Genomic DNA, 19,369 nt, shown 5'->3' with positions numbered 1-19,369 from the left:
GGGGCACGGGATCATGAATGAAAATCACTACTTATTATTAACACCAGGACCATTAACGACAACAAAATCAGTAAAAGAAGTTATGCTATACGATTGGTGTACGTGGGATGATGAATATAATACGATGGTGCAAGAAGTAAGAGCTAAACTTGTATCGTTAGCGACGAAGGAGGAAGAGAAATATACAACAGTGTTAATGCAAGGAAGCGGTACGTTTTCAGTTGAAGCAGTAATTGGTTCTGTTATTCCGGGAAATGGGAAGCTCCTCGTTTGTACAAATGGTGCGTACGGTAAGCGCATTGTTCAAATGGCAGAGATGTTACAGATTGATGTAGTGATCAGTCAAACAGAAGAGTGGGAACCTACTAATATTGTAGAAGTAGAAAAGTTATTGCAAGAAGATAAAGAGATTACACATATTGCAGTTGTTCATTGTGAAACGACGACAGGAATTATAAATCCAATTGTAGATGTATGTAAATTAGGACAACAGTATGGAAAGGTTACAATTGTTGATGCGATGAGTAGTTTCGGCGGGATTGAAATAGACATTGCTGATTTACAAATTGATTTTTTAATTAGTAGTGCGAATAAGTGTATTCAAGGGGTTCCTGGATTCGGATTTGTAATCGCAAAACGTGATGAATTATTGAAGTGTAAAGGGCAAGGACGCTCTTTATCTCTTGATTTATATGATCAATGGGAAACGATGGAAAAACAAAATGGGAAATGGCGTTTTACTTCACCTACACATGTTGTACATGCTTTTTATCAAGCACTACTTGAACTAGAAAAAGAGGGAGGAGTAAGAGCGCGTTACAATCGATATTACAACAATCAAAAACTACTAGTAAATAGAATGGGAGAAATCGGATTTAAGCCACTAGTAGATGAGGAATATCAATCTCCTATTATTACATCTTTCATTTATCCAAAAGAGGGGTTTGAGTTTCAACAGTTATATAACGAATTAAAGCGTTATGGATTTGTTATTTACCCTGGAAAAATTTCGAAAGTAGATACGTTTCGCATTGGAAATATCGGTGATGTACATGAAGAAGATATTAATCGCTTAGTTGATAGTATTGCTAAAGGAGCTGTTATTGGGTGAAAGTATTTTGCTTAGGTGGAGCAGGTAAAATTTGTCGCGAAGCTATTTTGGATTTAGTTCAATTTTCATCTTTTGAGACGATTACTGTAGCTGATTTTAACGAGGTAGAGGGCCGTAAAGTAGTAGAATGGCTCAACGACCCTCGTGTTGATTTTGTAAAAGTAGATGTAACGAATCACGAGGATACGGTTGCAAAAATGATTGGTTATGACATTGTAATGGACGGTACGACGATAAAACTAAACGGATTGTCGACTCGCTGTATTGCAGAAGCAGGCTGTCACGGTGTGAACTTAAATGGATTTGGTGAAGAAAATGAATCGCATGCTATATTTGTTCAAAATGAAAAAACATGTTTACCTGGATTTGGCATGACGCCAGGTGTAACGCAAATGATGGCAATGCATGCAGCAAATCAACTGGATACTGTAGAGTCCGTCCGTGTAAGTCACGGTTCGTATCGTCCGATTGCTTTTTCTGCTTCAATTACAGAGACAACGACATATGAATATGATCCACATTTACCATCGCGTATAGTGTATGAAGATGGTGAATTTAAGCAAGTACTTCCGTTTGCGCGTCCGAGAGAAATAGAATTGCCAGCGCCTTATGGTAAGGCAACGCAGTATATCATTCCGCATTCTGAAACGATTACGTTAGCAAAGGCACTAGAAAATAAAGGTGTCAAACTGATAGAGACGAGAGGAACTTGGCCAAAGCAAAATATGCAACTTGTACGTGCTTTATATGATTACGGCATATTGCGTAATGATCAGATTGAAATAAACGGGAAAGAAATAGGTATTATGGATTGTATTTCGCAGTATTTATTACAATCGAAAGAAGGACAAGAAACAGAGCTTTATGGATATGCACTTCATGTAGAAGTAATAGGTATGAAAAATAATGAGAAGCAAAGACATGTGTTATATCATACACACCCGTTATCTGATGGTTCTGTTGTAGGATGGGAAAAATTAAGAGCGTATACGAGAAACGTCGGTATTCCATTTGGGATTGCTGCAGAGTTAATTGCAAATGGAAATGTAAATAGGGTGGGTGTTGTTACGCCTGAAGAAGCCTTTGAAAATCCACAATTGATTTTTGATGAGCTAGCAAAGCGTGGTATTCATATTCATGAAGAAGTTGCTACTTACAAAGAAAATTATAACTTTGTATAAGTAAGGAAGTTTATGAGGGAGATATAAATGGGGTGAAGCTATGTCTGTAGTAGGAGAAGAAAGAAAGCGAACCATTCTTGAAAAGGTAGAATTTAAAGGGAAAGTAAAGGTTTCAGAATTAGCGAGAGAATTTGCTGTATCAACAGAAACGATTCGTCGATATTTAGAAGAATTAGATCGTGAAAAGAAGCTGAAAAAAGTGTATGGTGGAGCTGTTCAACTTCCAGGCGCTGGAGTAGAGGCACCAATGTTAGAACGAGAGATGCTGCATATAGAAGAGAAGAAGAGAATTGGGTATAAAGCAGCAACGTTTGTGGAAGATGGAGATGTGATTGCAATTGATGACGGAAGTACACCACTTCAAATGGTGCCATATCTTGTACATCGTAAAAATTTAACGATTGTAACAAGTTCATTTCCAGTAGCGACACAATTAATTTCTTCTATTAATAAAAAGATGTTTCACGGTGAAGTTTTATTTATTGGTGGGAAAGTATCTCCAAAGCATTCACGCGTATCAGGATCTATTTCGCAGCAAGTCATCCAGCAATTCCATTTTCATAAAGCATTTGTTTCGATTGATGGATTATTACCTAGTTTTGGAGTTTCTAGTTTTGAATTGGAAAAGGCGAAACTGTCAGAGGCGATGATGAAATTAGCTGAGAAAACATATATTTTATGTGATCATACGAAGGTAGGCGTGAAAGGGAATTATCGTATAGCAGCAATTTCGCGTATTCAACACGTAATTTGTGATAAAAAAATGCCATATAGCTTTGAAGAAGAACTTATGAAGCATAATATTCAGTGGACAGTTTGTTAAATACAGTGAAAGCACATAAACACCCGCCTAATTTTTAGGAAGGAGTTTTATTGTCTGCAAATCGTAAAATAAAAGATTTGCATTTATGCAAAAAGTGGACACATTTTCTCACCTCTTTCATATAATTTACCAATACAAAAAAAGTTGGTCGAAGGAAAGAAGGGAGAACATGTCAGAACGAATATATAATAAACTTGTATTGTACGCGAATATTTTGCAAAAAATCGGTGTCATCAATGAGAAGGAAAAAAGTGAAATTCTTCATACGATAGGTAAAAAATCCCTTTGAATAAAGGGTTTTTTTTATTTTTATCTTTAAAAATATAAATTTAATGTAATATTCTCATTGACAATGATAATGATATTCATTATCATTTATTTGTGAGTAATTGATAAGTATTATCAATTAAGAAAATTATATATGATAGGGGATATTATTTTGAAAAAAAATTATATGAAGGCGCTAGTAGTAGCGACAACATTAGCAATTCCATTTGCTACGTACTCTACTCCAGCATTAGCGGCATTAAAAGTTGAAGCAAATCAATCGGTAGCAGCAGCGAGTGATCGCACGTATGATACTGAGATTAAAATATATAAGGACCAAAAAGACGAGCCATCTATGGTTTCTCAATATATAAAAGATCCTAAAGTAACGATTGCAGCTGGCAAAAAAGTTGTCACTGTAACAATGCAAGATAGCGATTATTTTCAATATCTTAGAATAGAAGATAGAAACCAGCCAGGTGTATTTCATGATGTGAAAGTTTTGTCAGAAGATAAGAGGAAGAATGGAACGAAAGTAGTTCAATTTGAAATTGGCGAGTTTGAGAAGAAGAACAATATGCAAATGCATATACTTATTCCGGCTATTGGATATGATCACAAATATCAAGTTCAATTTGAAATTAAAGATCCAACTGTAGGTAACAAAGAAACAGAGAAACCAGATGATAACTCTAATTCAGGCAATACGGAAACGGATAATCCAGTTGATAATCAAAATATGATAACAGATAACAAATTAAGAGAGCTTGTTAATAAAAAAGTATTTAATAGAAAAGATTTAAATACACCAATTACGAAAGATGAGTTATTACAAGTAAAGGATTTGTTTTTAAATACAAATGAGATACTTGATTATAGTGCATTAAAATATATGCCAAATTTAAAATCTTTAACAGTTGCGAATGCGAAGATAAAAGATCCGTCGTTCTTTGCGAACTTAAAGCAATTAAATCATTTAGCTTTGCGTGGTAATGAATTTGCAGATGTAACGCCACTTGTTAAGATGGATAATTTAGAATCCCTTGATTTAAGTAATAATAAAATTACAAACGTTGCACCACTAACTGAAATGAAAAATGTAAAAAGTTTATATCTATCAGGCAACCAAATAGAAAATGTAACAGCATTAGCGAAAATGGAACAACTAGATTACTTGAATTTAGCAAATAATAAAATTAAGAACGTTGCTCCATTAAGCGCTTTGAAAAATGTAACATACTTAACTTTAGCAGGTAATCAAATTGAAGATATTAAACCGTTATATTCATTACCTTTAAAAGACTTAGTATTAACGCGTAATAATGTTAAAGATTTATCGGGTATTGATGAAATGAAGCAATTAAATAAATTATTTGTCGGGAAAAATCAAATTAAAGATGTGACACCACTTACTAAAATGACTCAGCTTACAGAATTAGATTTACCTAATAATGAATTAAAAGATATTACTCCATTATCAAGTTTAGTAAACTTACAAAAGCTTGATTTAGAAGCGAATTATATTTCAGACTTATCACCAGTTAGCAATTTGAAAAAATTAATATTTCTAAGTTTTGTTGCAAATGAAATCCGTGATGTCCGACCAGTTATAGAACTAAGTAAGACGGCTTATATTAATGTCCAAAATCAAAAAGTATTTTTAGAGGAAACAGAAGTAAATAAAGAAGTAAAAGTACCTGTATATGAAAAAGATGGTGAGGTTTCTACGAAAATCCGTCTGAAGAGCGATAATGGTACGTATAGTAATGGTGTAGTGAAATGGAGTACACCAGGTGAGAAAGTATATGAATTTGGTGTGAAAGATCCATTCGCGGATACAGGAATCTTCTTTACAGGATCTGTTATTCAAAATGTAGTAGAAAGTAAAGACGGTAATACATCTAAAGAAGATGAGAAAACAGAAGTGGTAGAATTTAAAGATGTACCAAAGGGACATTGGTCAGAAGAAGCAATTAATTACTTAGCGAAAGAAAAATTATTTATAGGCTATGGAAATGGTGAATTTGGATTTGGTGATAACATTACTCGTGGACAAGTAGCACTTCTAATACAAAGGTATTTAAAATTAGAAAATAATCTAGAACCAAAAACGGCATTTACAGATACGAAAGGAAATATGTATGAAACGGCTATTGATGCAGTGGTTCAAGCTGGAATTATGACAGGATATGGAAATGGTATGTTCCGTCCGGATGGAGTATTAACTCGATATGAAATGTCAGTAGTACTACAAAGAGTATTTCAGTTAAAAGAAAATGAAAATAGTACAGAGAATTTTCAAGATATACCAAATGACCATTGGGCGAAAGGGTATGTGAAAGCTTTAGTAGATAATAAAATATCAAAAGGTGACGGGGAAGGGAATTTTTTAGGAGATAATTTCGTAACACGTGAACAATATGCGCAATTTTTATATAATGCAATAAAGAAATAAAAAATGAGGAGAATGCGCTATTCTTTAATTAAAGAATAGCGCATTTTTTATGTACAAAATGAAATAGGAAATAGATAGGAGTATAGACATATGAATAGCCTATTTTAAAGAAGAACGACGAAACTATATTGACAAAAAAGCGTTCTCATGTGATAATTCAATTAAATTTTTAGAATAATCAAAAAATACTCCTTTTACATAGAAAGGATTCGAACCTTATATGAATATTATGCCGGGGGTGACGAAATGTTATTTTTTCTGAAGAAATGGAATGAATTAAAAGATGTGAAATCTGAATTGGCACTTCGTGATTGGTTTTATGGTACCAAAATTAGCTTATCGCTATGTACGTCAAAAGAGCCGTTAACATTTTTAGTAAACGTTGAGGGAAGAGATAAAGGGCTATTTTCGGAAGAAGATTTTATTGTCGTAAATTGCATGTGCGAGTCAGTATTTGAAAATGAAGAAAAACCAGCTGCAGAGTCATTTATGCATGCGGATATTTATAAAAAAAGTAGTGCAGGATGTATTTTACAAGTGCAGACTGTAGATAGTCATTTAATATCAGAGTTATATGGGGAAGAAGGAGAAGTAACGTTCGATAAACGCAGTGTGGAGCGTGTTTTCGGAAAAGAAGGTATAACAGAAATGACAATTCCAATTGTAGAAGATGAAAAAAAATTCGCTGATTTATTAGAAAGCAATGTTCCGAATTTCATTGAAGGTGGAGGGGTAGTTCTTGTTCATAATTATGGCATGATTGTGTGGGGAAAAACGCCAGAAGAAGCGAAAAAATGGTTAGAGGGTATAGAATATTTAATGAACTATCATGTAAAGTTATTAATGATTAAGGGTGCAAGGAGCTCTGTTATATAAAAATGGATGTGACATGGCTACAAGTTAATAATAAATGAAAGCGTTTTAAAAATAATTTCACTCATAAAATATAGGTCTCCTTATTATATATAGATTACATGTTGACATGTAAGGAGGAACATATTTTGCGAGTTAAATATCATTTTCTGCCAAAACAGCAAGTAACATTTTGCAAGATAAATGATTCTGGTGAAGAGGCACTGCAAATGATGAACGAAACGGGATTTCGAGCCATCCCAGTATTAGCAGAAGATGAGAAGAAATTCACGGGGATTATTTATAAAGTAGATTTATTAGAAAAAAAATGCAATAGCGGATTAGAGCATGTAAGTGCAGGAGATATGCTCGCTGATTCTAATGCATTTATTTTTGAAAAGGATTCCTTCTTCAGAGCTTTTTATGTAATTCGTCGGCTTCCGTTTTTAGCCGTGCTAAATGATTATAATGAATTTGTTGGTATGTTAACGCATTCGAATATATTTGATGTTATTGAAGATTCATTTGGTATGCGAACAGGTGGTTATATATTAACAATTGCAACACAAGATTGTAAAGGAACGATTAAAGAGCTTGGTACATTGTTAAAAGCATATAATATTGGTGGCCTATTTACGCTAGATAACGGTGATCAATATATCCGCCGCGTTATTGTAAATATATCAGATGAGTTAGATGAAACAAAATTAAAGCAATTAATCGGAAAAATAGAGAAAAAAGGATTCAGAGTGAGTCACGTAGATTATATTTAAGTTAAAAAGAAAAGTACCTATCTGTTATATATAGATAGGTACTTTTTTGTCCCGCTATTTGTGGGCAGTAAAATCCATGTCTCAAAATTTGGTGAAAGCAAAGAAGTTAGGTGGGCGGGTGTTGCCCGTAAAAGCCCGATTGGTGAGGGCTAATTAAAGTTTCACTTTATGTGAGTAATGAACTTTATTTTGAAACAGGAGGCGGGGATAATGCTAGATCAGATAAGAAAATAAAGTCTGCATGCTCACGAATTTTAGGGATAGAAGTTTCAATAACGCGTGATGTAATTTCACCTGGAGGACCCACATGCCCGATAGCTACCATAATAGGTTTTTCTTGAATTTTTTTGATGAGTAATTGGGCTTGTTTTGAAATATGCCTTGCTGTATACACATCATCAAAAAATAGTTGGTTTTCAATAATAGGAACTCCTAATTCTTTTCCGATTTTTGGGACGACACTATTAGGGTTAGTTTTACTATCTAAGTAAAATAAACCGTGTTTTTTACAAGCAGCAAGTATAAGGCGAACAATTCTTTCATCCGCTGTTACTTTTGAGCCCATATGATTGTTCATTCCAATTGCATGCGGTACTTCTTGAATCGCTTGTTCAAGTCGGTTGTTTATTTCTTCATCACTTAAATCAGTTGTAATTGCTTTCGGCCCAAGCCATTCTTTTTTGCCTTTTATAGGTTCCATTGGCATATGTATAATAACTTCATGGCCTTTCTTATGGGCAGCTATTGCATCTTCTTTTGTGGAAGGAAGAAAAGGCATAACAGCAACAGTGAGTGGAATGGGAAGTGATAACATTTGATTAGTCCCCTTCATATTATTACCGAAATCATCAATGACAATAGCAACTTTATTCGTATGAGCATTTGCTTGAATAGGAAATAAGAAGGACGGTAAAAACAAAACAATGATGAATAATGCAATCGTATATTTTCGCATATAAATATTTCCTTTCTATTGTTATCCCGCTATTTGTGGTAGTAAGACTCCCACCTCAACATTGGGCTGGATAGGTGGGAGATTCACTGCCTACCCGATTGGTGAATGCTAATAATCAGTGGGGGCTGAACAAAAAACACTGATTAAAGTTTCACTTTATCAATCATCATTATGTTTTGCTTTTTTATATAAATTAAACAAAAAATGTCGAAGAAAAGTAGGTGGAAAATTAAGAATCCCCGGTTTACGTAGAATTTATAAAAAAACAAGATGAAAAAAATGTCTATTATTGCGAATGTATTTACAAAGATAGAATAATTTGTAATAATTCTCAAAGTGAGGGTAAAGATTTGTAAATTACAGGGAGAAAATGTTAAAATTTCTGATTCTTCAAATTTGCATATGATTAAGTAGTTAAAAAAGTCAATGGAGAAGTGAAGTTAAGAGCATGGAAGTATAATAAGGGGGATATGGATGTTTACTGTAAAAAGGAAGTACACATTAGAAAAGCTTTCACGTGATATTCATATGAAACGTGAAGAAATGATTCAACTAGGATTAACAAGTGGGTTAAATAGTAGGGAGACAATTCAAGTTAGTCAAGAATTGGACAAGCTTATTTTACAATATCAATGTTATAAAGACAAACAAACACCGAAATGGTTTTCAATTATAAAAATACCTATTTTCCAAATCGGGTATGAAGGAAAATCAAATAATTTTTGGCGAATGCTTGTGGCTGGTTTTATGAAATAAGTATAATTACCCTTATAGGATAAGGATAATTATACTATGTGTAACGGAATTTCGATATGAACTGTCGTTCCTTCGTTTTCTGTACTGTCAATAAAAATATGCCCATTATACATCTCTACAATTCGTTTACATATGACAAGTCCAAGACCTGTTCCAGTATCTTTATTAGTAAAGAACGGATGAAAGAGGTGTTTTTGAATATGTTGCGGAATCCCTTTTCCAGTATCTGTAATCTGCAATTGTGCGTGTGTTTCATTGTTTTTTACTACAATGGTTAGTGTATCACTAGAAGTCATGGCCTCAATTGCATTTTTTGTAATGTTTAAAACCACTTGTTTCATATGGTCTTTCGAACAACGGATATGAACAGGATGGTCTGGCAAATGTAAATGGAATACAATGTTATGTAAATTCGCCTCAGATTGAATAATTAATGCTATCTCATTTAGAATTGTTCTTACATCATATGTTTGTTCGATGATGGCGGTTGGCTTTCCGAGAATAAGAAATTCACTTACAATTTCATTGATTCGCTCTATTTCTTGTTCAATTACGGAAAAGTAGAACTGATCTTGCTCATCTTTATATTTCTCTTTTAATAGAGCGACGAGTCCTTTAATTCCAGTAAGAGGATTACGGATTTCGTGTGCTGTACTCGCTGCAAAAGTTCCAACTAATTCAATTTTCTGTAGTTCATTTTGTTGTCTTTCAAGTTTTGTTTGACGTTTTAACAACATGTATTGAACAAGTAAAAATAAAATAGACATTAAAAATAAAGTAGCGATACACTCTATTGTAACCCACTGGTATAAGGTTTTTTGATGAATAGGTAATGGAGAAACAGAGACCTTCCAATTTAATCTTTGGAGTGGGGTAGTAAGCATATTAGAATGCGTATCACTTGTGTCGTTATTATCATCGGTTAGAAAAACTACATCATGTTTATCAGTTACCTCAAAATGGTATTGTGGTTTAATGGCATTTAAAGAAGATGAAATGTAATCAAAGCGTAAACTAGCTAATAATAATCCTGAGAGCTCCTTCTGTTTATTAAATATGGGAGCAGCAATCATAATAGCTTTATGTCCAAGAACGCGATCAGTAATGACTGATGATACAGTGGTTTTTTTAGTTTGGAGCACGTCTTGAATATATTTACGGTCTGAAACATCTATAGGCTTTGATTCATCTTCAGATGCGATTGTAATGACTCCTTCTGGTGTAGCGTAATATAGACCAGAAAAGCGTGCATCGTTTCCATCTGTATCATGTACAATTTGTTTAATGCCATTTATATTACCAGTCTCGGTGCCTACAACTTTTGCAAGCATGTCTAAAGCAGAAATTGCTTCACCAAGATGATGATCCAAATAATCTCTATATAAAAAGAGAACTGTATGAGCGGATAATTTGTTTTCCTGTTTCATTTTATATGTATGATACGAATAAAATGTAGCACCAATCCCTATTGTCGGTAGGATAACAAGCAATATATATATAATTATGCTTTGGAATTTGACTTTCAAATGTGGTACTCCTTCTTTTTTTATTATCATTATATATAAACTATGTTAAAATTGTCATGTTTTTATTCAAGAATGATTCTTAATATATTAGGGGAGAGGAAATGAATGAGTGAATGTTCATTCGGAATTCACATGAAGTATGAAGTGGCATTTTCTTTTTATTGCTGAGAATTTAAGTGAAGGGTTGAAAGTTGTATGACATCAAATAATGAACGAGAAGATATTTCTCAATCTTTAAAAGTATTTATTGCATTATCTCGTGTACATCGTTCTGTTATGGATACTACAAATAAATCTATACAAAGTAACGGGTTAAATCCAACTGAATTTGCTGTATTAGAACTGCTATATCATAAAGGCGGTCAACCACTTCAGCAAATTGGTGAGCGCATTTTAATAGCTAGTGGCAGCATTACATATGTTGTAGATAAGCTGGAGAAAAAGGGATTAGTAAAGAGAATCCCATGTCCGAATGACAGACGTGTTATTTACGCGCAATTAACTGAGTCTGGCGAGACCTTTATTGCTTCTATTTTTCCGGGGCATGAGAAAGTTATACATCAGTCTTTTGAAATGTTAACGAAAGATGAAAAAGATGAATTACTTGATTTATTAAAAAAAATTGGGAAGTATGAAAAATAATATGTTCCAAAGGAGCTTTGGATAAGTAAATCCAAGGCTTTTTTATTTGCAATGAACTCAGGGCAGTCACTGCCGAATTTTGTTGAAAATTAAGAGGGAATTCGAGAATACGTATTGAATTATAATAAAGGTATGTAATGGAGAGGAGGCTCGTTCATGTCATTTAAAGACTATGAATATAAACGCCCAAATATTGAAGAGTTAAAAGAGAAATTTACTGTTGCTTTAGAGAAGTTTGATAACGCAAAAACTGTAGAAGAACAAAAACAAGTCATTCATTCAATTAATGAAATTCGCAACGATTTCGGTACAATGGGAAACCTTTGTTACATTCGCCATTCTGTTGATACGACGGATACTTTTTATAAGGAGGAGCAGGATTTCTTTGATGAATTCTCTCCAGTTGTACAAGGATATGGTACAAAATATTATAAGGCACTCATTAATTCTCCATTTCGTGAAGAATTAGAGGCGTATTATGGAAAACAATTATTTGCTCTAGCAGAATGTGATTTAAAAACATATTCAGATGAAGTCGTGAAAGATTTACAATTAGAAAATAAATTATCATCGCAATATACACAGTTATTAGCATCTGCAAAAATTGACTTTGCTGGAGAAGAAAGAACGTTATCGCAACTGATTCCGTTTATGCAAGGAAAAGAAAGAAGCGAACGTAAAGCAGCAAGTGAAGCATACTACGGATTTTTAGCTGGAAATGAGGAAGAACTAGATCGTATTTATGATGAACTTGTTAAAGTGAGAACGAAAATCGCAAAATCTTTAGGTTTCAAAAACTTTGTTGAACTTGGATATGCAAGAATGTACCGTACAGATTATAATGCGGAGATGGTGGCTAATTACCGTCAGCAAGTGCTGGATTATATCGTTCCCGTTACAACGGAATTAAGAAAGCGACAACAAGCACGTATCGGTGTAGAGAAGTTAGCTTATTACGACGAAAACTATGAGTTTGCTACAGGTAACCCAACTCCAAAAGGAGATGCGGATTGGATTGTTGATCATGGAAAGACAATGTATAAAGAGTTATCGGCTGAAACAGATGAATTTTTCAATTTCATGCTAGATAATGATTTATTAGATTTAGTTGCGAAAAAAGGAAAAGCTGGTGGCGGATATTGTACATATATTGAGAATTATAAAGCGCCATTTATTTTCTCAAACTTCAATGGAACATCTGGTGACATTGATGTATTAACACATGAAGCGGGTCATGCTTTTCAAGTATATGAAAGTCGTAAATTTGAAATTCCAGAATATAATTGGCCAACATATGAGGCATGTGAAATTCACTCTATGAGTATGGAATTCTTTACATGGCCATGGATGAAGCTATTCTTTGAAGAAGATGCAGATAAATATTACTTCTCTCACTTAAGTTCAGCACTTCTGTTTTTACCTTATGGTGTATCTGTTGATGAATATCAACATTATGTATATGAAAATCCTGAAGCATCACCTGAAGAGCGTAAGACAGCATGGCGTAACATAGAGAAGAAATATTTACCACATCGTGATTATGAGGATAATGATTATTTAGAGCGCGGTGGTTTTTGGCAACGTCAAGGGCATATTTATAGCTCACCGTTCTATTATATTGATTACACGCTTGCTCAAATTTGTGCGCTACAATTTTGGAAACGTGCAAGAGATAATAGACAAGAGGCGTGGGAAGATTATGTGAATCTGTGCCAACAAGGTGGAAGTAAATCGTTCTTAGAATTAGTAGAAGTTGCAAATTTAACATCACCATTTGCCGAAGGCTGTGTGAAAAGTGTTATTACAGAAATTGAAGCATGGTTACATGCGATTGACGACACAAAATTGTAAAAAACATGCACTTTTTTTCACATGTTTAACATCGACATAATGGGAAAATGATGAGATAATAAAAGAAAATTCAGAATACTAAAGAGGTGTTTCTAATAAGGAGCACCTCTTTTGACCAACAAAAGGGGGGAACAAGTATGCTTCAATCTAATATGGATGTAAGTTTAGAAAGTTTAGTAAACTCATTACAGTCTACTCGAAGCACGCTATTATCAGAAATTGAAATGTTAAATGACACCGAAGTGAATGTAAAGCCACGCCGTGATAAATGGAGTATTATTCAAATTTTACACCACTTGCATTTAGTTGAACAATCTGTCACGTCTGCCCTTGTATATGCTTTACAAAAAAATGAAAGAAACATGACTCCATTTAAAGACCTCCAACTTACGCTTGATCGCACACATAAACGAGAAGCTCCTCAGCAAATGCAACCAACAGAAACTTTAATGAAAAAACAGCAAGGAATTCAATTGCTAGAACATTCACGACAAGAACTATTACACGCACTTCATAGTGTTATAGATGAAAAAGATCTATTTGAAAATGGATTAAAGCATCCTGTTTTTAATGATCTGAATTTGTATCAATGGGTTCAATTTCTTGATTTGCATGAACAAAGACATCTTACGCAGTTAAAAGAGGCGAAACATGCAATTTTGCAGCGCTAAAGTGGAAGAAGTGGGAAACCACTTCTTTTTTGATACGTGCATAGTTTTCTTTCTTATTTTGGAATACTACATGGAGAAAGAAAAGAAGGAGTTGAAAAAACATGTCTAAGAAGAAGCGAGAAGAAGAGCGCGCCTGGAAAGCACGTAAAGAAAATCAACAACCACACGGAAAAGTGAAAGCTTTTGCTGAATTAGTTGAAGGAACAGAAAAAACGTGATGAGTATTTCATCACGTTTTTTGTATGAGTGGAAACGTTAATAAAAAGGTTGTACCGATTCCTTTTTCACTTATAATATCAATTTTTCCATTCATAGCTTGAACAACACTGAATACGACCATCATTCCAAGTCCAGTGCCTTTTTCTTTCGTTGAATAAAAAGGAGAGCCAAGACGTTTTACTTGTTCCGAATCCATACCGACTCCTGTATCTTTTATATATAACTGAATATGCTTATGATCAGGAACTAATGTGAAATAAAGATCACCGCCTTTTGGCATAGCCTCAATGCAATTTTTTAAAATATTTAATAAACATTGATTTAGTTTTTGCTTTTCTCCAGCGATAAAAAAAGAAGTGCTTTGCTTTATATAATGAGTACGTACATTTGTTAAATTAGCAAGCGGTGTAATTAACGACAATGCATGTAGTAATTCTTCTTCTAACTGTAATGTTTGCTCTTTTTCAATGCTAGGTTTGGCAAAGGTTAAATAATCTGTAAGAACATGATTTGCTTGTTCGATGCCGTTAATGGCAATGTCAATATATAATTTTCGTTCCTGCTCAGTGCATGTATCTGATTGTAACAGTTGTAAAAACCCTTTCGTTGAAGTTAATGGATTGCGAATTTCATGAGAGATAGATGCTGCCATTTCACCAATTAAATGAAACTTTTCAGCATTTATAAGTTCGTTTTGGAGACGAACTTGAGTTTGTAATATGTGTAGTAAATATAAAATTAGGATTGTACCAAGCATTGAACATAACTCATACACAATAATATGCGGTATATAATCAGTCTTATTTGTAACCTTGGAAAGGAAGAAGGGTATCCAACTAAATCCGTATGTGAGACTGTAGATAATAGCAAGTGTTATTTTTATACGATTAGAAGTTCGATTGAAAAATTTATATGTTAATAGTAGAACAATAAATAGAAGAACAGAACCGATAAGAGATGGGAAAACACCTACCCCACCTAATAATAAGCGATATATGTTTAATACAACTAAGATAGAACCACCAGCAATAGGCCCTCCCGTTAATGTACCGACAATTAATACAATATGGCGCATATCAAATTGAAAACCATTATTTATTTTTGCTGCAAATGTAATACAGAGTACGGTAGCGAGGCAACAGAGTACAATAAATATAGCTGAATTTAATTTAGGAGAGCGTTTCCCTTTTTGATTCCAAAATAAATGATATACGAGCATTGTAATCAGGATGAATAATATATTTAAAAAGAGATAAATAATAAAGGATTTCAGTGGGATGCCCCCTCTCTTCTTATATTAAATTAATCATACTATAAAATGAAAGAAATGAAATGAAAAATAACCGAAAAATCAGAAATTTTTACGCTAGTATACAATATGTTACAATAAGCTGTGTCAATGAAAGAAGAAATTCCGTGCACCGCGCGGGAGAGGTTCGCGAACTCCCTCTATAAAAAACTATGGAAACAACAATATCCTTAGGTATTGTTTTGTTTTTTTATTGTGACAGTTCAAGAACGTTCTTTCTTCTTATTTATAGTAGAGAAGGAGAATGAGTGTAATGAAAAAAGAAAAAGCAGTTGTTGTTTTTAGTGGAGGACAAGATAGTACAACATGTTTATTTTGGGCAATAGAGCAGTTTGCAGAGGTAGAAGCTGTAACGTTTAATTACAATCAACGTCATAAGCTAGAAATTGATTGTGCAGCGGAAATTGCGAAAGAGCTAGGAATAAAGCATACGGTACTAGATATGAGTCTATTAAATCAACTTGCTCCAAATGCGTTAACGAGAACGGATATGGAGATTACACATGAAGAAGGTGAATTGCCATCGACATTTGTAGATGGACGAAATTTACTCTTCTTATCATTTGCTGCTGTATTAGCAAAACAAGTGGGAGCACGTCATATTGTAACGGGTGTATGTGAAACTGATTTCAGCGGTTATCCAGACTGCCGTGACGTGTTTGTGAAATCGTTAAATGTTACATTAAATTTATCTATGGATTATCCGTTTGTCATTCACACGCCACTTATGTGGATTGATAAAGCTGAAACATGGAAATTATCAGATGAACTTGGAGCATTTGAGTTTGTTCGAGAAAAAACATTAACATGTTATAACGGAATCATTGGTGATGGTTGCGGTGAATGTCCAGCATGTCAACTTCGTAAAGCAGGATTAGATACGTATCTGCAAGAACGCGAAGGAGCGAACAACTAATGGATAACTTTTTTGGATTTCGCATCGTAGAGAATTTGCAAAAAATGGACAAGGATATTCAGCGTAAACAACTCAAATATCATAATAAAAGAGTAATGGTCAGTAAGGAATTTACATTTGATGCAGCACACCATTTACACTGTTATGAAGGGAAATGTAAAAACTTACATGGTCACACATATAAAGTTGTATTTGGAATTAGTGGATATGTAAATGAAATAGGTCTTGCAATTGACTTTGGAGATATAAAAGAAATTTGGAAAAATGAAATAGAAATTCATTTAGATCATCGTTATTTAAACGAAACGTTACCAGCAATGAATACGACTGCTGAAAATATGGTCGTTTGGATTTATGAAAAGATGGCAGAAGCACTAACAAAAGAGAATCGTGTGAACGAATATAAGGGAGCTCGCGTTGAATTCGTTCGTCTATTTGAGACACCGACTAGTTATGCGGAAGTAAGACGGGAGTGGATGCTCGATGAGTAAAATCCCTGTCTTAGAAATATTCGGTCCGACTATTCAAGGTGAAGGAATGGTTGTAGGGCAAAAGACAATGTTTATCCGTACAGCTGGTTGTGATTATAGCTGCGCTTGGTGTGATTCTGCTTTTACGTGGGATGGATCAGCTAAAGATCAAATTAGACAGATGACAGCAGAAGATATTTGGAGTGAGCTTGTTGCAATTGGAGGAGAAAATTTTTCTCATGTTACGATTTCAGGTGGAAATCCGGCATTACTGAAAAATATTGAGTTTCTTCTTTCTATATTAAAAGAAAATGGAATGCGAACGGCAATTGAAACACAAGGGAGTAAGTGGCAAGATTGGTTACTTGAAATTGATGAGGTAACAATTTCGCCAAAACCACCAAGTTCGACGATGAAAACAGATTTTCAGAAGTTAGATGCTATGATTCAGAAACTAGCAGGAAAAGATATTAGTTTAAAAGTAGTAGTATTCGATGATTATGATTTTGAATATGCAGTTAAGATGCACGAACGTTATCCAAAGGTACCATTTTTCTTGCAAGTAGGAAACGATGATACAAAAACAGTGGATGATGCGATGCTTATTAAAAAATTATTAGATAAGTATGAGTGGCTGATTGATAAAGCTGTAAATTGTAAAGAGATGAATGATGCAAAAGTATTGCCTCAGCTTCATGCGTTAGTATGGGGAAATAAACGCGGTGTATAATGAGAAGGGATGTTTAAAAATGGCAGGAAGATTAGATGAAGATTTAAAAGATGTAACATTATTAGGAAATCAAAATACAAAATATTTATTTGAATATAGCCCAGAAATATTAGAGGTATTTGATAATAATCATCCAAATCGTGATTATTTTGTAAAATTCAATTGTCCTGAATTTACAAGTTTATGCCCGAAAACAGGACAACCAGATTTTGCAACAATTTATATTAGCTATATTCCAGAGCAAAAAATGGTAGAGAGTAAATCTTTAAAGTTGTATTTATTTAGTTTCCGCAATCATGGTGATTTCCACGAAGATTGCATGAACGTTATTATGAACGACTTAATTAAATTAATGGATCCACGTTACATTGAGGTATGGGGGAAATTTACACCACGTGGTGGCATTTCAATTGATCCATACTGCAACTACGGTCGCCCAGGGACGAAGTATGAACAAATGGCTGACTACCGCATGATGAACCACGATCTATATCCGGAAACAATTGATAATCGTTAATAGAAAGAAAGGGCCTGTATACTATACAGGCCCTTTCTTTCTATTATATTATGCATTTTGATTAATGACAGTATAGTTTTTATGACTTACAACTGTAAGAGGTTCCATATCTAGTTCTCTAAAATTCTTCATAATTGTTATATCAACAATAACAGAGTTTTGATTTACTTTTTGAACACGGCCTTGCATTCCACCTTTAAATTCGATTATATCTCCAGTTTCTGCGATCTGCATAAGCAACTCTCCTTGTTACAGTTTTCCCAAAAAAAGAATAAATTTGGGTTTTTTTATTTCCTCCTATTTTGAACCATATTTCCTACTTTGTAAATGTTTCCAAAGTAAAAAATCGAAAAATATTCACTTTTTGTAAGAAAATATGTAAAAAATCCATGCTATTTGAAAAAAATAGCGAAAATGCGGGAATCTTTATATCGAGGTATAATGAAAAAGTAGAATAACCTACTGAAGTGGGAGAAATTAGAGGCGGTAAAATGATGTTTGAATTTGTGGGGAGTGTTATAGCTTTAATTTTATTTTTATTTTCTTATATGCATTTAAAAAAGATTCGTCAATATGATACGAGTACATATTTTGATGGGATGGATGGTATCCATGCTTCGATAACACATGATAGTGGTGGGGAGATGTAAAGGTATATAACTTTATTTTCTTGCGTGGTATGATGTTTAGAACTAGTGCATAATAAAGTTCGTAAGTGATGAATGGAGAGTGAAGAGAATGAAGATTTCTTTTATTCGTCATGGTTGTTTAGGTCGTATAAGAGAACCGATGACAATTACTTCATTTCACGAATGGATGAAACAGTATGATTCCGAGTCAATGATACAAAAAGCTAAAATGCCGATAGAAACAATAGAGGCAATTGAAGCAGCGAAATTTGTCTTAACAAGTGATCAAAGGCGTGCTGTACAATCAGCAGCTGAATTAACGGATTCTTTATCTTTTATGCAAAATTCTCTTTTTAGAGAAGCTGAAGTCCCTTCATGCTTTTTTGCTCCGAAGTGGTTGAAATGCAAAATTAAGGTATGGATGTTCATTGGACGAACATTATGGATACTTGGCTACCATAAAGGTGTTGAGTCCTATAAGGAAGTAAGAGAGAGGGCAAGGCAAGCGGCTTACCTGTTACATCGTTATGCTCTCGTACATGGAAGTATTGCTCTTGTAGGTCATAATTATTTTAATTCGATGATTGGAGCGGAGCTGAGGGCAATGGGATGGTCTGGTTCTCCTATTTTGCATAGAAAGCCATGGGGATGTACAACATATACGTTTCACGAGGCGATGGATGGAAATATATTAAATACGAATTTAACATAAAAGC

21 protein-coding genes and 1 riboswitch are annotated in these 19,369 nt (G+C 34.0%); of the genes, 17 read left to right on the top strand and 4 right to left on the bottom strand.

Annotation, left to right across the window (positions count from 1 at the left end; genetic code table 11):
* The first annotated feature begins 13 nt into the window (after positions 1-13).
* The 6 genes from phnW (at position 14) to cbpA (ending at position 7,462) form a co-directional block, all read left to right on the top strand.
* Positions 14-1,111: a 2-aminoethylphosphonate--pyruvate transaminase gene (gene phnW / locus AC0OM3_RS17945; RefSeq protein WP_001004777.1), complete on the top strand. Its 1,098-nt coding sequence runs from the start codon at positions 14-16 to the stop codon at positions 1,109-1,111.
* Positions 1,108-2,292, top strand: a complete 1,185-nt coding sequence (locus AC0OM3_RS17940) for a saccharopine dehydrogenase family protein (RefSeq protein WP_000862177.1) — start codon at positions 1,108-1,110, stop codon at positions 2,290-2,292. Before phnW ends, AC0OM3_RS17940 begins: the two co-directional genes overlap by 4 nt.
* Before the next feature lie 40 nt (positions 2,293-2,332).
* Positions 2,333-3,115 carry a DeoR/GlpR family DNA-binding transcription regulator gene (locus tag AC0OM3_RS17935; RefSeq protein ID WP_000117668.1) on the top strand — a complete coding sequence of 261 codons (783 nt, stop codon included), beginning with the start codon at positions 2,333-2,335 and terminating at the stop codon, positions 3,113-3,115.
* Positions 3,116-3,554: 439 nt separating this feature from the next.
* Positions 3,555-5,837: an NEAT domain-containing leucine-rich repeat protein gene (locus tag AC0OM3_RS17930; RefSeq protein WP_474212548.1), complete on the top strand. Its 2,283-nt coding sequence runs from the start codon at positions 3,555-3,557 to the stop codon at positions 5,835-5,837.
* 246 nt (positions 5,838-6,083) lie between these two features.
* Positions 6,084-6,713 (top strand): class II aldolase/adducin family protein, encoded by a 630-nt coding sequence (locus AC0OM3_RS17925; RefSeq protein ID WP_000896006.1) that lies wholly within the window; start codon positions 6,084-6,086, stop codon positions 6,711-6,713.
* A gap of 125 nt (positions 6,714-6,838) precedes the next feature.
* Positions 6,839-7,462, top strand: a complete 624-nt coding sequence (gene cbpA, locus AC0OM3_RS17920) for a cyclic di-AMP binding protein CbpA (RefSeq protein ID WP_001264205.1) — start codon at positions 6,839-6,841, stop codon at positions 7,460-7,462.
* 184 nt (positions 7,463-7,646) lie between these two features.
* Here the strand turns inward: cbpA and AC0OM3_RS17915 are convergent, their stop codons facing one another.
* Positions 7,647-8,417: a divergent polysaccharide deacetylase family protein gene (locus AC0OM3_RS17915; RefSeq protein ID WP_001234108.1), complete on the bottom strand. Its 771-nt coding sequence runs from the start codon at positions 8,415-8,417 to the stop codon at positions 7,647-7,649.
* A 474-nt stretch (positions 8,418-8,891) separates the two neighbouring features.
* Between AC0OM3_RS17915 and AC0OM3_RS17910 the strand changes: the two genes are divergently transcribed.
* Positions 8,892-9,173, top strand: a complete 282-nt coding sequence (locus AC0OM3_RS17910) for an aspartyl-phosphate phosphatase Spo0E family protein (protein WP_000495534.1) — start codon at positions 8,892-8,894, stop codon at positions 9,171-9,173.
* Positions 9,174-9,202: 29 nt separating this feature from the next.
* On the opposite strand, the gene AC0OM3_RS17905 is transcribed toward AC0OM3_RS17910, so the two are convergent.
* Positions 9,203-10,699, bottom strand: coding sequence for a DUF3149 domain-containing protein (locus tag AC0OM3_RS17905; protein WP_000865055.1), 1,497 nt, complete (start codon positions 10,697-10,699; stop codon positions 9,203-9,205).
* A 195-nt stretch (positions 10,700-10,894) separates the two neighbouring features.
* On the opposite strand from AC0OM3_RS17905, the gene AC0OM3_RS17900 reads away from it, so the two are divergent.
* The 4 genes from AC0OM3_RS17900 (at position 10,895) to AC0OM3_RS17885 (ending at position 14,081) form a co-directional block, all read left to right on the top strand.
* Entirely contained in the window at positions 10,895-11,341 is a 447-nt protein-coding gene (locus AC0OM3_RS17900; RefSeq protein ID WP_000203347.1) for a MarR family winged helix-turn-helix transcriptional regulator, read from the top strand.
* Positions 11,342-11,497: 156 nt separating this feature from the next.
* Entirely contained in the window at positions 11,498-13,192 is a 1,695-nt protein-coding gene (locus AC0OM3_RS17895; RefSeq protein ID WP_000008580.1) for a M3 family oligoendopeptidase, read from the top strand.
* 137 nt (positions 13,193-13,329) lie between these two features.
* Positions 13,330-13,863 carry a DinB family protein gene (locus tag AC0OM3_RS17890; protein ID WP_000941971.1) on the top strand — a complete coding sequence of 178 codons (534 nt, stop codon included), beginning with the start codon at positions 13,330-13,332 and terminating at the stop codon, positions 13,861-13,863.
* Between the two features lie 101 nt (positions 13,864-13,964).
* Positions 13,965-14,081: a DUF6254 family protein gene (locus AC0OM3_RS17885; RefSeq protein ID WP_000038355.1), complete on the top strand. Its 117-nt coding sequence runs from the start codon at positions 13,965-13,967 to the stop codon at positions 14,079-14,081.
* Between the two features lie 11 nt (positions 14,082-14,092).
* Here AC0OM3_RS17885 and kinB read toward each other — a convergent pair whose 3' ends face one another.
* On the bottom strand, positions 14,093-15,301 hold the full coding sequence (gene kinB / locus AC0OM3_RS17880; protein ID WP_002163901.1) for a sporulation sensor histidine kinase KinB: 1,209 nt from the start codon (positions 15,299-15,301) through the stop codon (positions 14,093-14,095).
* A gap of 206 nt (positions 15,302-15,507) precedes the next feature.
* A riboswitch (PreQ1 riboswitch) is annotated at positions 15,508-15,551 on the top strand.
* Positions 15,552-15,644: 93 nt separating this feature from the next.
* Between kinB and queC the strand changes: the two genes are divergently transcribed.
* Genes queC through queF form a run of 4 tightly spaced genes read left to right on the top strand, consistent with a single transcriptional unit; the run spans position 15,645 to position 18,024 of the window.
* On the top strand, positions 15,645-16,307 hold the full coding sequence (queC, locus tag AC0OM3_RS17875) for a 7-cyano-7-deazaguanine synthase QueC (protein WP_000711595.1): 663 nt from the start codon (positions 15,645-15,647) through the stop codon (positions 16,305-16,307).
* Entirely contained in the window at positions 16,307-16,798 is a 492-nt protein-coding gene (queD, locus tag AC0OM3_RS17870) for a 6-carboxytetrahydropterin synthase QueD (RefSeq protein ID WP_000368409.1), read from the top strand. The genes queC and queD overlap by 1 nt, the downstream gene beginning before the upstream one ends.
* Positions 16,791-17,507: a 7-carboxy-7-deazaguanine synthase QueE gene (queE, locus tag AC0OM3_RS17865; RefSeq protein ID WP_000036275.1), complete on the top strand. Its 717-nt coding sequence runs from the start codon at positions 16,791-16,793 to the stop codon at positions 17,505-17,507. The genes queD and queE overlap by 8 nt, the downstream gene beginning before the upstream one ends.
* A 19-nt stretch (positions 17,508-17,526) precedes the next feature.
* Entirely contained in the window at positions 17,527-18,024 is a 498-nt protein-coding gene (gene queF, locus AC0OM3_RS17860; RefSeq protein ID WP_002163902.1) for a preQ(1) synthase, read from the top strand.
* 48 nt (positions 18,025-18,072) lie between these two features.
* Here the strand turns inward: queF and AC0OM3_RS17855 are convergent, their stop codons facing one another.
* A complete protein-coding gene (locus tag AC0OM3_RS17855; protein ID WP_001165082.1) occupies positions 18,073-18,258 on the bottom strand; it encodes a YkvS family protein in 186 nt (61 codons plus the stop codon).
* A gap of 233 nt (positions 18,259-18,491) precedes the next feature.
* Between AC0OM3_RS17855 and AC0OM3_RS17850 the strand changes: the two genes are divergently transcribed.
* Together AC0OM3_RS17850 and AC0OM3_RS17845 are read left to right on the top strand one after the other, a co-directional pair.
* Positions 18,492-18,674: a hypothetical protein gene (locus tag AC0OM3_RS17850; protein ID WP_002004691.1), complete on the top strand. Its 183-nt coding sequence runs from the start codon at positions 18,492-18,494 to the stop codon at positions 18,672-18,674.
* A gap of 88 nt (positions 18,675-18,762) precedes the next feature.
* Positions 18,763-19,365 (top strand): histidine phosphatase family protein, encoded by a 603-nt coding sequence (locus AC0OM3_RS17845; protein WP_000703095.1) that lies wholly within the window; start codon positions 18,763-18,765, stop codon positions 19,363-19,365.
* Positions 19,366-19,369: the final 4 nt, after the last annotated feature.

The organism is Bacillus sp. FAU20, from assembly GCF_056033865.1.
This window is presented reverse-complemented; position numbering and strand designations above follow the sequence as displayed.